The organism is Streptomyces sp. B21-083 (genome assembly GCF_036898825.1).
GTDB lineage: Bacteria > Actinomycetota > Actinomycetes > Streptomycetales > Streptomycetaceae > Streptomyces.
In genome coordinates, this window is record NZ_JARUND010000001.1 from 4729655 (window position 1) to 4742109 (window position 12455).

Sequence of the window (12455 nt, forward strand, 5' to 3'; positions counted from 1 at the left end):
GGATGCGGGCCCTGGCTCGGGCCGAGGGGACGTTGTTCCTGCGGAACAAGGGGACGCTGGTCGCTGCCCTGTTCGTGCCGCTGGTGCTGCCGTTCAGCGTGCGGTCCGCCATGACCGAGACGGACCTGAAAGAGGTCGGGCTCAACATCGGGACGCTCGTCCTGCCCGCCTCCGTCGGCTTCTCACTGCTGTTCGCCGTGTACGCGGCCCTGGTGGGCGTCTTCGTCGCCCGCCGCGAGGAACTCGTCCTCAAGCGGCTGCGCACCGGTGAGCTGCGCGACGTCGAGATACTCACCGGGTCGGCGCTCCCGGCGGTCGCGACCGGCCTCGTACAGTGCCTGCTGCTCGCCGTCGGCTGTACCGTCGTGCTCGACCTCGACGCCCCGCCGGCGCCCCAACTCGCCGTCATCGGACTGCTGTTGGGCCTGGTGACAGCTGCGGCGCTGGCCGCTCTCACCGCCAGCTTCAGCCGGACCACGGAGAGCGCGCAGGTCACCTCGCTGCCGCTGATGCTTCTCTCGTTCATCGGCTCCGGGATCACCGTCCCGCTGGAGATGCTGCCCGACCGGCTCGCCTCGTTCTGCGAGCTGCTCCCGCTGACGCCGGCGATCACCCTCGTACGCGGCGCCTGGACCGGAGACCTGTCGACGCACGACGTCGTGGGCGCCCTGCTGACGGGCCTGGCCTGGACCGTGCTGTCGGTGTTTGCTGTACGCCGGTGGTTCCGCTGGGAACCGCGGCGCTAGTGGACAGCGGGGAGCAGGGGGACATGGACAGGCCGAGGCCGCTGAACTGGTGGGGGCGCAAGAGCACGCCGGCGAAGGTGGAGACGTACACGCGCTGGTCGTTCCATCTGTTCCCCTTCGTCGAGATCACGGCGATCGGGCTGCCCGTCCTCGGGCAGGTGGGAGCGGGGCTCGCGCCCTGGCTGTTCGCCCTGGTGTGCGTGCATGCCGCGCTCTGCGCGGTCACCGCGTCCCGGGCACTGGACTGGGTTCGCAGGACGCGGGAGCAGCCTCTGAGCCTGTCGGTCGCACTCGGCGTGGTCACCGCGGCGATCGGGATCGCGGCTCTCGTCCTGGCCACCCACGGGCCGGGCGGCGACGACACGAAGACCGTCGCCGGCAGCCTGTTCGCCGGGGTGGTCTCCTTCGGGGCCGGCACCCTCACCCTCGGCCTGCGCAGCAGACTGCGCATGCTGTCGGTGGTCGCCGGGCTGGCTGTGGGCTCGGTCGCCGTGGCCCTCCCACTGGGCCTCTCGGTGCCCGCCGCACTCGGCGCAGGGCTGGCCGTACTGCTCGGCGCCGGGTTCATAGCGCTCACCTGCGCCTTCTCCGTCTGGCTGCTCACCGCCGTCTACGAACTCGACGAGGCCCGCGAGACCCGGTCCCGGCTCGCCGTCGCCGAGGAACGGCTGCGGTTCGGGCGCGACCTGCACGACGTGATGGGACGCAACCTGGCGGTGATCGCCCTCAAGAGCGAGCTGGCCGTACAGCTCGCCCGGCGTGAACGGCCCGAGGCCGTGGACCAGATGATCGAGGTGCAACGGATCGCACGCGAGTCGCAGCGGGAGGTACGGGATGTCGTACGGGGATACCGGGAGGCCGACCTCGGTGCGGAACTCCTGGGCGCGCAGAGCGTGTTGACCGCCGCAGGGATCTCGTGCGAGGTGACCGGGGAAGCGGTCGGGCTGCCGGGTGAGGTGCAGTCGGCGCTCGGGTGGGTGGTCCGGGAGGCGACGACCAACGTGCTGCGGCACGGGGATGCCGGGTGGTGCGGGGTGGAGGTTCGGATCGGTGACGGGCTCGTGGTGCTGACTGTGGAGAACGACGGGGTTCGCCGGGACCCCGGCGAGGGGCTGGGCGCGGGGTCCGGGCTTGCCGGCCTGCGGGAGCGGCTGTCGGCCGTTGACGGACGCCTGGAGGCGGGGGTCATGGGCCCGGCTGAGGAACGGTTTCGGCTGATCGCTACGGTGCAGTTGCCGGCGGGTCCGGGTGCGGGTGCGGGTCCGCGATCGGGTGCGGGGTCCTACTCGGCTTCGAAGGTGGATGCGGGGTCGGGGGCAGGGTCGGGGTCGGGGGCCGGGTCGAGAGCTGACGGCGATGCGGGGTCGAGGACCGGGGCGGGGTCGGGGTCAGGGACCGGGGCATGGTCGGGGTCGGGGTCAGGGACCGGGGCATGGTCGGGGACGGGGTCGGAGGTCCCGGCAGATGCGGGTTCGGCGGCCGGGGCGGGGGCGGGTTCGGCGGCCGGGGCAGGGGCGGGTTCGCGGGCCGGGTCGAAAGCTGACGGCGATGCGCGGTCGGGGACCGGGGCAGGGTCGGGGGCCCCGGTCGGCGCCAGTTCGGGGGCCGGGACAGGGTCGGATTCAGAGGCCGGGGCAGGGTCGGGTTCAGAGGCCCGGGCAGGGTCGGGTTCAGAGGCCGGGGCAAGGCCGGATTCAGAGGCCCGGGCAGGGTCGGATTCAGGGGCCGGGGCAGGGACAGGTCCAGGGGCCGGGGCAGGGTCGGATTCAGAGGCCCGGGCAGGGTCGGGTTCAGGGGCCGGGGCAGCGTCGGATTCAGAGGCCCGGGCAGGGACAGGTCCAGGGGCCGGGGCAGCGTCGGATTCAGAGGCCGGGGCAGCGTCGGATTCAGAGGCCCGGGCAGGGACGGGTCCAGGGGTCGAGTCGAGAGCCGATGTCGATGCGGAGTCGAGGACCGGGACGGGGTCGGAGGCCGGGGCAAGGTCGGGGTCAGGGGCCGGGGTCCGGGTCGGTGCAGAGGTCGTGGTGGGGGAGGTGGGCTTGTGAGTGGGGTGCGGCTGCTGCTCGCCGACGACGAGCACCTCATCCGGGGGGCGCTGGCCGCGCTGCTCGGGCTGGAGGACGATCTTGTGGTCGTCGCCGAGGCCGCCACCGGGCCCGAGGCGCTGGCCATGGCCCGGGCGCACCGGCCCGACGTCGCGGTTCTCGATCTTGAGATGCCGGGCGCGGACGGTGTGAAGGTCGCCACATCGCTGCGCGCCGAACTGCCGGAGTGCCGCGTGCTGATCGTGACCAGTCACGGCCGCCCCGGGCATCTGAAGCGGGCGCTTGCTGCGGGTGTGCGCGGGTTCGTCCCCAAGACGGTCAGCGCCCAGCGGCTCGCCGAGATCATCCGTACCGTGCACGCCGGAAACCGTTACGTCGACCCCGAGTTGGCCGCCGACGCGATCTCCGCCGGGGACTCGCCGCTGACCGCGCGCGAGGCCGAGGTGCTCGAACTCGCCGCCGACGGCGCACCGGTCGCGGAGATCGCGGAACGGGCCGCCCTGTCACAGGGGACCGTACGGAACTATCTGTCGTCGGCCGTCTCGAAACTCGGGGCGGAGAACCGGCACGCGGCAGTGCGGCTCGCCCGGCTTCGGGGTTGGGTATAGTTGGCGTCGCGCCACGGCACGGAGCATTCGTGCGGGGCGCTGTGCGGACGTAGCTCAGTTGGTAGAGCGCAACCTTGCCAAGGTTGAGGTCGCCAGTTCGAACCTGGTCGTCCGCTCCAGATGAAGACCCCGGTCCAGTTCGCTGGACCGGGGTCTTTTTCATGCCCGGTGGCCGTGCCGGGCGCCCGCTACGTCCAGCTCAGGCCCGTCAGGCGCTCGTACGCCTCGATGTACTTCGCGCGGGTCGCGTCGGTGACGTGCTGCGGAAGCGGCGGCGGGGGCTGCTCGCTGGCGCGGACCCAGCCGGACTCCGAGGACGTGAGCCAGTCCCGTACGAACTGCTTGTCGAACGAGGGCTGCGCGTGACCCGGCTCCCACTGGTCGGCCGGCCAGAAGCGGGACGAGTCCGGGGTGAGGACCTCGTCGGCGAGGATCAGTGTCTCGCCGGCTGCCGTGCTCTCGTATCCGAACTCGAACTTCGTGTCCGCGAGGATGATGCCCCGGTCGCGGGCGATGTCCCGGGCGCGGGAGTAGACCGCGAGGGTCGCCTGGCGGAGCTGGGCGGCGGTCTCCGCGCCGACCTGGCGGGCGACCTCCTCGTACGACACGTTCTCGTCGTGCTCGCCGACCGCCGCCTTCGTGGCCGGGGTGAAGATCGGTGCGGGCAGCTCGGAGCCGTCGGTGAGACCCTCGGGAAGGGCCAGGCCGCAGACCGTACGGGACTCGTTGTACTCGGTGAGGCCGGAGCCCGTGAGGTAGCCGCGGGCCACGCACTCCACCGGCATCATGCGCAGGGACTTGCAGATCAGGGTGCGGCCCGCCCAGTCGGCGGGGGCGCCCGGCGGAAGTTCGGTGCTCAGGACGTGGTTGGGGACCAGGTCGGCGAGCTTGTCGAACCACCAGAGCGAGAGCTGGGTGAGGACGCGGCCCTTGTCGGGGATCTCCGTCTGCAGCACCCAGTCGAAAGCGGACATGCGGTCGCTGGCGACCATCACGAGGTCGCCCGCCTCGTTCTGGTACAGGTCGCGCACCTTGCCGGTGTGCAGATGCACCAGACCCGGAACCTGGAGGGGCTCGGGCTTTTCTACGAATCCGGACACGGTTCCTCCCCGTGGTGATGTCCAAGTGGCTCGATTCTCCCGTATGCGGAGACCTCGTTTTCGCCGGGGGCCATAAGGCGGGGGGTCAGTCCCGTTTGCAGATGCGGTCCAGGAGGTTCGCGGTGGCCCGCTGGACCCGGGCGTCCACGTGCCCGGGACGGTCCAGGGACGGGGACCACGCGAACGTTCCGGACGCGAAGACCAGGGCGCCCGAGGGGGCCCGGTAGAGGGAGGTCTCCTGGTGGCGGAGGGTGCCTTCGCTGTCGGCGTACGGGGAGTGGGCGAGGAGGACGCGGTCGTCGTGCTCGGGGAGCTGGGTGCGCGGGAAGTAGCGGTCGGCCTCGCCGGCCACCATGCCGTCGATCTCGTCGCCGTCGTGGGCGCCGGTCGCCTCCCACATCCAGTGGTCGGCGTTGCGGACGACCATGGGGGTGGGCTCCGGGACCCGGCCCGCGTACTGGATGCCGATCAACTGCTGCTCGGGGCGGTCGACTTCGCGCCACAGAGCCGGTTTTCCGGGGCCGCGGCGCTTTCGGCAGGTGAGGAGGCGGTCCGGAACGCCGGACGGGGAGGGGCCCAGCTCCACCTGCCAGTACATGGTGTTGGCGGAGAGGAAGACGAGGGACGTGCCGCTCTCGCGGGCGAGTTCCGTGGTGCGGCGCATCGGCGTGGACCAGTACTCGTCGTGGCCCGGGAAGACCAGGCCCCGGTAGCGGGTGGGGTCGATGCGGCCGGCGTGCAGATCGCGGGCGTCGGCGTACGCGACGTCGTAGCCGTAGCGCTCGGCGAAGCGGATGAAGTCGTAGGCATGGCCCACGTGGAGGGGCAGGCCGGCACCTGCGTACGGCCGGTCGAAGGAGACGGTCGTCGCGGCGTCGGACTCGCCGAGGAGCCGGCCGCGCTCGTCCCAGGCGTGGTAGAGGCTCGCGCCGGTGCGGCCGTCCTCCGGGTAGAGGTTGTACGCCTGCCAGGTGATGTCCGGCAGGAGCAGCAGCAGGTCCGCGGGATGGTTGTCCCGGACCGTGAACGGGATGTGGGAGCGGTAGCCGTCGGCGGTGGTGAGTACGGCGACGTACGCCCCGATGTTCCAGTACGACGGGATCTGCAGGCGCCAGGAGAGCCACCAGTGGTGGCAGGAGACGGTGCGGTCGGCGGTGAGGGGCGGGGGCTGCACGATGCCGGAGAGACGCGGGCTGGTGGTGATCTTCGCGGCGCCGTCACCGCCGTAGTGGCCGATGCGGTAGATGTCCACGGCGAACTCCTGCGGCGGGTCGACCGTGATGTGGAAGTCGATGGCCTCGCCGGGGGCGGCTGGGCCGGTGGAGGCGAACCCCTTGATCTGACGGCGCACGTCGTCGGAGGCGCGAGGGCCGCCGGTGGTGGGGGGTGTGCTGCGGGAGCTACGGGGGGTGCGCGGGCCGGGGATTCTGGTGTCCCCCGGCCGTGCGGTGGGGATGGCGGTCGGCGTGGGGTCTAAGGGGTCGACGTACCAGGGGACCACGTGGCCGGTGTCGTCGAAGTAGGTCTCGCTGCCTCGGAGCCAGGGGACCGGACCCAGGCCGAAGGGGTCCGTGACGGCGTGCGCGAGGGCACCTGACTCCCAGCGGCGGATCGGCTGCGACTCCATGACTGCTCCCCTCCCTGGCTCCCCCGTCAGCTGTTTATGTCCCGTGCGATTGCCATGAGCGTGTTCGGTCCCCAGCACATCACATTACGCACGCACTCCGTCACCGTTCGTCGTGAATTGACTGGAAACGGAAGGGAGGGGTCCGACCGGTTTCTCACTCCGCCGACGGGCGGCCTCGGGGGCGGGGCACGGGCTTCCCTCGCGTCACACCAGGCGTACGGGCTTCTCCGGACGTACTCCCGTCGTGCGGAGCCATGCCTCCAGGGGGGCCGGGTCGCCCGTTTCTATGAGGGTCAGGACCTTGGGGCCCAGGTCGGCCGCCCGTTCGCCGTTCAGGAGGAGAGAGGGGCCGTCGAGCCAGTCGAGGCCGGGTGCCGCACCCGCCGTGTCCATCGCCGCACAGCAGACCATCGCGGTGACGTGATCGGCGAGCAGCTCGCGGCCCGTGCGCGGGGGCTGCAACGGGAACAGGGGCAGTGAGCCCTCGTCCCAGAGGGCCATGTCCGGGCCCTGGCCGGTCAGCCCCGCAGAGGCCTGCGGTCCGCCCACCGGCGCCGCCGCCTCCTCCCGGGCCACCTCGGCGCTGAGCTGAGCGGCGAGAGCCTCGCCGCGCTCACTTCCTACCGGCTCGTCGTCGCCGTAGTCGTTTTCAGTTCTGGAGTCGTCGTCGCGCTCACCTATGGAGTCGTCGTCGCGCTCGTCCCTGTACTCGTTCTCGTACTCTTCCGTCGCCGTCGCCGTCGCCGTCGCCGTCGCCGTCGCCGGCACCGACTCCGCTGCCGGGGGCTGGGGTGTCGTCAGGTGGTTCATCACGCGGGACAGGGTCGGGGCGTCGGGGTCCTGGGGCGCGGGGGCCGGGGTGCGGTGGACGCCTCGGGCGTCAAGGGCGTCCAGGACCCGGTGGAGGCGTGCCGCGTCGGCACGCCACTTACGGTCGACCACCTCGTCCGGGTATTCGTGCCAGGCCACCGGCGCCCACTCCGGGCCGGTCTCGGCCGGGCCCCCGTGGAAGAGGCGGGCGGCGAGCAGGGAGGCCGCCTCGTCGACCAGGCCGGGCTCTTCGAGGAGGTCACAGGCCGGGCGTTCGCCCAGCCGGGACGTGAAGCCCTCGGCCAGCCGGTCGCGACGGGACAGTTCCGTGAGCGCGGCGACGACTCCGGCGTCCAGCCGGGCCGGCCAGCGGCCCATCCGCCAGGCGGGCAGCGCGACCCGGGTCAGCAGCCGGTCCCAGCCCGCGTACGCCAGGCCGACCTGCTCCTGGGCGACGATCCGCAGCCCGTAGTCCACGGCCTGTGCGCGCTCGGCGGCAGCCGCCGCGACCCCGCGCTCCATCTCGGACGCGTGCACCCGGCAGCTGCGCAGCAGCAGCCTCGCCACCCAGCCGACGCCCGCGAGCACCGCCCGGGAGACGGGGTCACGCCGGGGCGCCGCGGCCACGGCGACCGCCGCGTCCAGGCCCCGGACGAAGCGCCGGGCCGCCGCGATGTCCGGGTGCGCCGACGGTCCCGTACCCGCGACGACCGGGGCGAGGACCGCGCGCAGTTCTCCGACACGCATCCACCACAGGAATGGCGAGCCGATGACGAGGACGGGCGATGCCGTCGCCCCCGTACGCCGCCGCTGCCCCTGGAAGGGAGAGCGCAGGCCGCGTACGCCTGATATCTCGTCCCGGCCCTCCGGCGCGGGCAGGGCGTGGGTGCGGTGGGTGCGGTCCTCCAGCCAGCTGTCGCAGTCCGGGGTGAGCGCTATCGCGGAGGGTGCGGGGACGCCGAGGCGGTCGGCCAGGTCGCGCACCAGGTGGTAGAGGTCCAGGGCCGATTCCTCGGCGATCGGGACCGTCGGGCTCATGGCCGGGCGGGCGCGGGCGACGACCAGGGCGATGCCGGCCGCCGCGAAAAGTACGACGAGTGCGGCGACGCTCGTGATCCAGCGGGCGAGGTGCCAGCCGCCGCCCACGAGGTGGTCGGTGGACCCCCCGGCCAGCAGCACGACGGCGACGGCCGCGGGCAGCAGGGCGACGGCCAGGGCCCTGCTGCGGATGCGCAGCACGGCGAGGGCCCGGGAACGCGCGACCTGCGCGCCCGCCTCCACACCCATACCGGTCACGACCGGATGTCACCCCCTACCTTTTCCGCACACCCTGACGTAGCTCGCCCTGACGTTGTTCACTCCCCCACTGTGGCACCCGCCACTGACATCGCAATGCCGGTGGGCCAAGTGCCCGAACGCTTGCGCCGCACCATAGTTGGGGCCCCGCCCCTCGTCAGCCGGATGGAGGATCGGTCACTCGATGGAATGGCTTTGGGGAGAGGTGGATGACACACGGCGACGACGAAGTAGCAGTTGGGAGAGGTTCCCGAGGCCCGTGGAGGCGCCGCGAACGCACTTGAGCCCCGCATCGTTAGACGGCTGCGGGGCCCAGGAGGTTCATCGATGGGTTCATCGACGGCTCATCGATGTGAGGCGTTCTACTCCCCTGCCGCCGCCTTCGCGGCGATGTCCGTGCGGTGCTGGGAGCCGTCCAGGCGGATGCGGCCGAGGGCGGTGTACGCACGGTCGCGGGCCTGGCTCAGGTTCTTGCCGGTCGCCGTCACGGAGAGCACCCGGCCGCCCGCGCTCACCACCGCGTCGCCGTCGTGCTTCGTCCCGGCGTGCAGGACGTACGCGTGCGGGGCGTCCTCGGCGGCCACGTCGGCGAGGCCGGTGATCGGGTCGCCGGTGCGCGGGGTGCCGGGGTAGTTGTGCGAGGCGATGACCACGGTGACCGCCGCGTCGTCGCTCCAGCGCAGCGGCTCCAGGTCGGCAAGGGTGCCGTTCGCCGACGCGAGCAGGATGCCGGCCAGCGGGGTCTTCAGGCGGGCCAGGACCACCTGGGTCTCCGGGTCGCCGAAACGGGCGTTGAACTCGATCACGCGGACGCCGCGCGAGGTGATCGCGAGGCCGGCATAGAGGAGGCCGGAGAAGGGGGTGTCGCGGCGGCGCAGTTCGTCGACCGTCGGCTGCAGGACCGTCTGCATGACCTCTTCGACCAGTTTCGGGTCGGCCCAGGGGAGCGGCGAGTACGCGCCCATGCCGCCTGTGTTCGGGCCCTTGTCGTCGTCCAGCGCGCGCTTGAAGTCCTGGGCGGGCTGGAGCGGGATGACCGTCACGCCGTCGGTGATCGCGAAGAGGGAGACCTCGGGGCCGTCGAGGAACTCCTCGATGACGACACGGTCGCAGGAGTTCGCGTGCGCGGCGGCCTCCGCGAGGTCGGCGGTGACCACCACACCCTTGCCTGCCGCGAGTCCGTCGTCCTTCACGACGTAGGGGGCTCCGAAGGCGTCGAGGGCCTCGTCGACCTCCTCCGGCGTCGTGCAGACGTACGAGCGGGCCGTGGGGACGCCGGCTCCCGCCATGACGTCCTTCGCGAAGGCCTTGGAGCCCTCCAGCTGCGCGGCCTCACCCGAGGGGCCGAAGACCGGGACACCCGCCTCGCGCACGGCGTCGGCGACCCCGGCGACGAGCGGCGCCTCCGGCCCTACGACGACCAGGTCGGCGCCGAGCTCCAGGGCCAGCGCCGCTACGGCCTTGCCGTCGAGGGGGTCGACCTGGTGCAGCTCGGCGACCTCGGCGATGCCGGCGTTGCCGGGGGCGCAGTACAGCGCGGTGACGTCGGGGTCGAGGGACAGGGAGCGGCACAGGGCGTGTTCGCGGGCGCCATTACCGATGAGGAGGACCTTCACGGGGGTCAGCTTAGTGGTCGGGGTGGAATGCTCGCCGGGGGTCGGTGCGCGCCTCCCTGGGAGCTGCGCCCCCAGACCCCTGCTCCGGCCCTGAACGGGCCTTGTCCTCAAACGCCGGACAGGCTGGAAACGCGGGGCGGGGCTACACCTGCTCGTCGTACCCCTACTCGTTCGAGAACTCCTCCATCACCGTCGCCCCCAGCTCGCGCACGATCATTTCGTGACCGGAGAGGGCGGACTCGTCGAGGTCGGGGTCGTCGTCCTCGGCGGTGTCGTCCTCGGGGGCGATGGGCGGGGGTTCCGGGGCAGAGGGCTGCGGGACCGGGGCGGAGGCCTGGGGGCGGGGGGCACCGGATGCCTGCGGGGCGGCCGGTGCGGGCGGCGGAGGCGCCGACTGCTGGTGGGGGGCAGGGGCCGTAGCCGCGCCGCCGTAACCGCTACCGCCGGCTCCGCCGCCTCCGCCGCCTCCTCCGCCTCTTCCGCCTCCGTAACCACCGGAGGAACCGCCTCCGCCGTAGCCTCCGGTCGCCGGGGGCGCGGCCGGGCCGCCGCCCGTCGGGTCGACGATCGACTCGATCCTCCACTGGACGTTGAACTGTTCCGCCAGCGCCTGCTTCAGCACGTCCTCGCTGCCGCTGCTGGAGAAGTTGTCCCGCGCGCCCGCGTTCATGAAGCCCAGCTGGAGTGTGGTGCCGTCGAAGCCGGTGACCTGGGCGTTCTGGCTCAGCAGGATCCAGGTGAACCGGCGGCGGTTCTTCACCGACTCCAGGATGTTCGGCCAGAGCATGCGGGGGTCGAGGCCACCGGGCACGGGAGCACCCGCCTGCGCGGCGGGGGCCTGAGCCGGGGCCTGGGGCGAGGAGTGAGCCGCTGCTGGAGCAGGTGCGGTGGGCGCCGGGCCGGCATTGGCCGCCGGGGGCTGTCCGCCGCCCGCTGGTGTCGCCATGGGCCAGCCGCCGGGGCGTCGGCCACTGCCCGCGGTCGTCGCGGTGGGCCAGGCACCGGGGGCGGCCGGGGCGGCTGAAGCCGGGGGTGGCGTCGGCGAGGAGGGCTGTGCCGCCGGTGCAGCCTGGGCTGCTGGTGCCGCCTGTGCTGGGGGTGCTGCCTGACGCTGGGGGTGCGAGGCAGGCACGCCGGCCGTGTTCGCCGTACCGGGCAGGTCAGGCGTGCCCGGCGCGTCGCCGCGCACTGCTGCCCGGGCCGCCGTGACTCCGCCGCCCGCCGGAACCGGTGCGCCCGCGGGACCGCCGGGTGCCGTGCCCTCGTATGCGGCGGGACCACCATGAGTACCCGGTCCCGGCATGTACCCCATGGGGATGCCGGCGCCGCCCATGCCCATCGCGGGGCCGCCGGAGAAGTTGACTCCGCGCTCCAGTTTGTCGAGCCGGGCCATGACCGAGCGCTCGTCTCCGTACGCGGCGGGAAGCAGCACGCGCGCGCAGATCAGTTCCAGCTGGAGTCGGGGCGAGGTCGCGCCACGCATCTCCGTGAGTCCGTCGTTCACGAGGTCGGCGGCGCGGCTGAGTTCGGCGGCGCCGAAGACGCCTGCCTGGGCCTGCATACGCTCGATCACGTCCACAGGGGCGTCGATGAGCCCCTTCTCCGCCGCGTCGGGAACGGCGGCGAGGATCACCAGGTCGCGCAGCCGTTCGAGCAGGTCGGCGACGAAACGGCGCGGGTCGTTGCCGCCCTCGATGATCCGGTCCACGACCTCGAAGGCCGCCGCTCCGTCCCCGGAGGCGAACGCCTCGACCACGGAGTCGAGCAGCGAGGCGTCCGTGTACCCGAGGAGGGAGGTGGCCATGGCGTACGTCACACCGTCGGCACCGGCGCCGGCCAGCAGTTGGTCCATGACGGACATCGAGTCTCGTACGGACCCCGCGCCGGACCGGACGACCAGCGGGAGCACACCGTCGGCGACCGGGATGTTCTCGTGCCCGCAGACCTCGGCGAGGTACTCGCGGAGGGTGCCCGGCGGGACCAGCCGGAAGGGGTAGTGGTGGGTCCGGGAGCGGATCGTCCCGATGACCTTCTCGGGTTCCGTGGTCGCGAAGATGAACTTGAGGTGCTCCGGCGGCTCCTCGACGACCTTGAGCAGGGCGTTGAAGCCGGCCGGCGTGACCATGTGGGCCTCGTCGATGATGTAGATCTTGTAGCGGCTGCTCGCCGGCCCGAAGAAGGCCTTTTCGCGCAGGTCACGGGCGTCGTCTACACCACCGTGCGACGCCGCGTCGATCTCGATGACGTCGATCGACCCCGGCCCGTTGCGCGCCAGGTCCTGGCAGGACTGGCACTCGCCGCAGGGCGTCGGCGTCGGCCCCTTCTCGCAGTTCAGGCAGCGCGCCAGGATGCGCGCACTGGTCGTCTTGCCACAACCGCGCGGCCCGCTGAACAGGTACGCGTGATTGACCCGGTTGTTCCGCAGCGCCTGCTGCAGCGGGTCGGTTACATGCTCCTGCCCGATGACCTCGGCGAACGACTCCGGGCGATAGCGGCGGTACAACGCAAGGGACGACACGCATACGACGATATCGGGCCCCACTGACAGTCGACCCCGATCGGCCCCGCTCGCCCGCCCCACCCCGTATGCCACCGTCGCGACCCGGA

7 protein-coding genes, 1 tRNA gene and 1 pseudogene are annotated in these 12455 nt (G+C 72.4%); 4 read left to right on the top strand and 5 right to left on the bottom strand.

The genetic code is table 11. The features are described 5' to 3' along the window. The first annotated feature begins 2 nt into the window (after nt 1–2). The 4 genes and pseudogenes from QA861_RS21255 (at nt 3) to QA861_RS21270 (ending at nt 3518) form a co-directional block, all read left to right on the top strand. A complete protein-coding gene (locus QA861_RS21255) occupies nt 3–746 on the top strand; it encodes an ABC transporter permease (protein WP_334590641.1) in 744 nt (247 codons plus the stop codon). A 23-nt stretch (nt 747–769) separates the two neighbouring features. Next, nucleotides 770–1996, top strand: a pseudogene (locus QA861_RS21260) (sensor histidine kinase); the annotation flags it as partial. A 791-nt stretch (nt 1997–2787) separates the two neighbouring features. After that, nucleotides 2788–3399: a response regulator transcription factor gene (locus tag QA861_RS21265; RefSeq protein ID WP_327696382.1), complete on the top strand. Its 612-nt coding sequence runs from the start codon at nt 2788–2790 to the stop codon at nt 3397–3399. A 43-nt stretch (nt 3400–3442) separates the two neighbouring features. Beyond that, a tRNA-Gly gene (locus QA861_RS21270) sits at nt 3443–3518 on the top strand. A gap of 69 nt (nt 3519–3587) precedes the next feature. Here QA861_RS21270 and QA861_RS21275 read toward each other — a convergent pair. The 5 genes from QA861_RS21275 to QA861_RS21295 all read right to left on the bottom strand — a co-directional run bounded on the left by QA861_RS21275 (nt 3588) and on the right by QA861_RS21295 (nt 12366). Then, on the bottom strand, nt 3588–4499 hold the full coding sequence (locus tag QA861_RS21275) for a phosphoribosylaminoimidazolesuccinocarboxamide synthase (protein ID WP_334589896.1): 912 nt from the start codon (nt 4497–4499) through the stop codon (nt 3588–3590). 85 nt (nt 4500–4584) lie between these two features. Next, nucleotides 4585–6126, bottom strand: coding sequence for a N,N-dimethylformamidase beta subunit family domain-containing protein (locus QA861_RS21280; RefSeq protein ID WP_334589897.1), 1542 nt, complete (start codon nt 6124–6126; stop codon nt 4585–4587). Nucleotides 6127–6330: 204 nt separating this feature from the next. Then, nucleotides 6331–8223 (bottom strand): hypothetical protein, encoded by a 1893-nt coding sequence (locus QA861_RS21285; protein WP_334590642.1) that lies wholly within the window; start codon nt 8221–8223, stop codon nt 6331–6333. A 371-nt stretch (nt 8224–8594) separates the two neighbouring features. Further along, nucleotides 8595–9848, bottom strand: a complete 1254-nt coding sequence (gene purD / locus QA861_RS21290; protein WP_334589898.1) for a phosphoribosylamine--glycine ligase — start codon at nt 9846–9848, stop codon at nt 8595–8597. Between the two features lie 163 nt (nt 9849–10011). Continuing rightward, nucleotides 10012–12366 carry a DNA polymerase III subunit gamma and tau gene (locus tag QA861_RS21295; RefSeq protein ID WP_334589899.1) on the bottom strand — a complete coding sequence of 785 codons (2355 nt, stop codon included), beginning with the start codon at nt 12364–12366 and terminating at the stop codon, nt 10012–10014. Nucleotides 12367–12455 lie beyond the last annotated feature (89 nt).

Coding starts and splice junctions, on each gene's coding strand:
- QA861_RS21280 (WP_334589897.1), bottom strand. CDS start 6,126: ATGGAGTCGCAGCCGATCCGCCGCTGGGAGTCAGGTGCCCTCGCGCAC.
- QA861_RS21285 (WP_334590642.1), bottom strand. CDS start 8,223: ATGGGTGTGGAGGCGGGCGCGCAGGTCGCGCGTTCCCGGGCCCTCGCC.
- QA861_RS21255 (WP_334590641.1), top strand. CDS start 3: ATGCGGGCCCTGGCTCGGGCCGAGGGGACGTTGTTCCTGCGGAACAAG.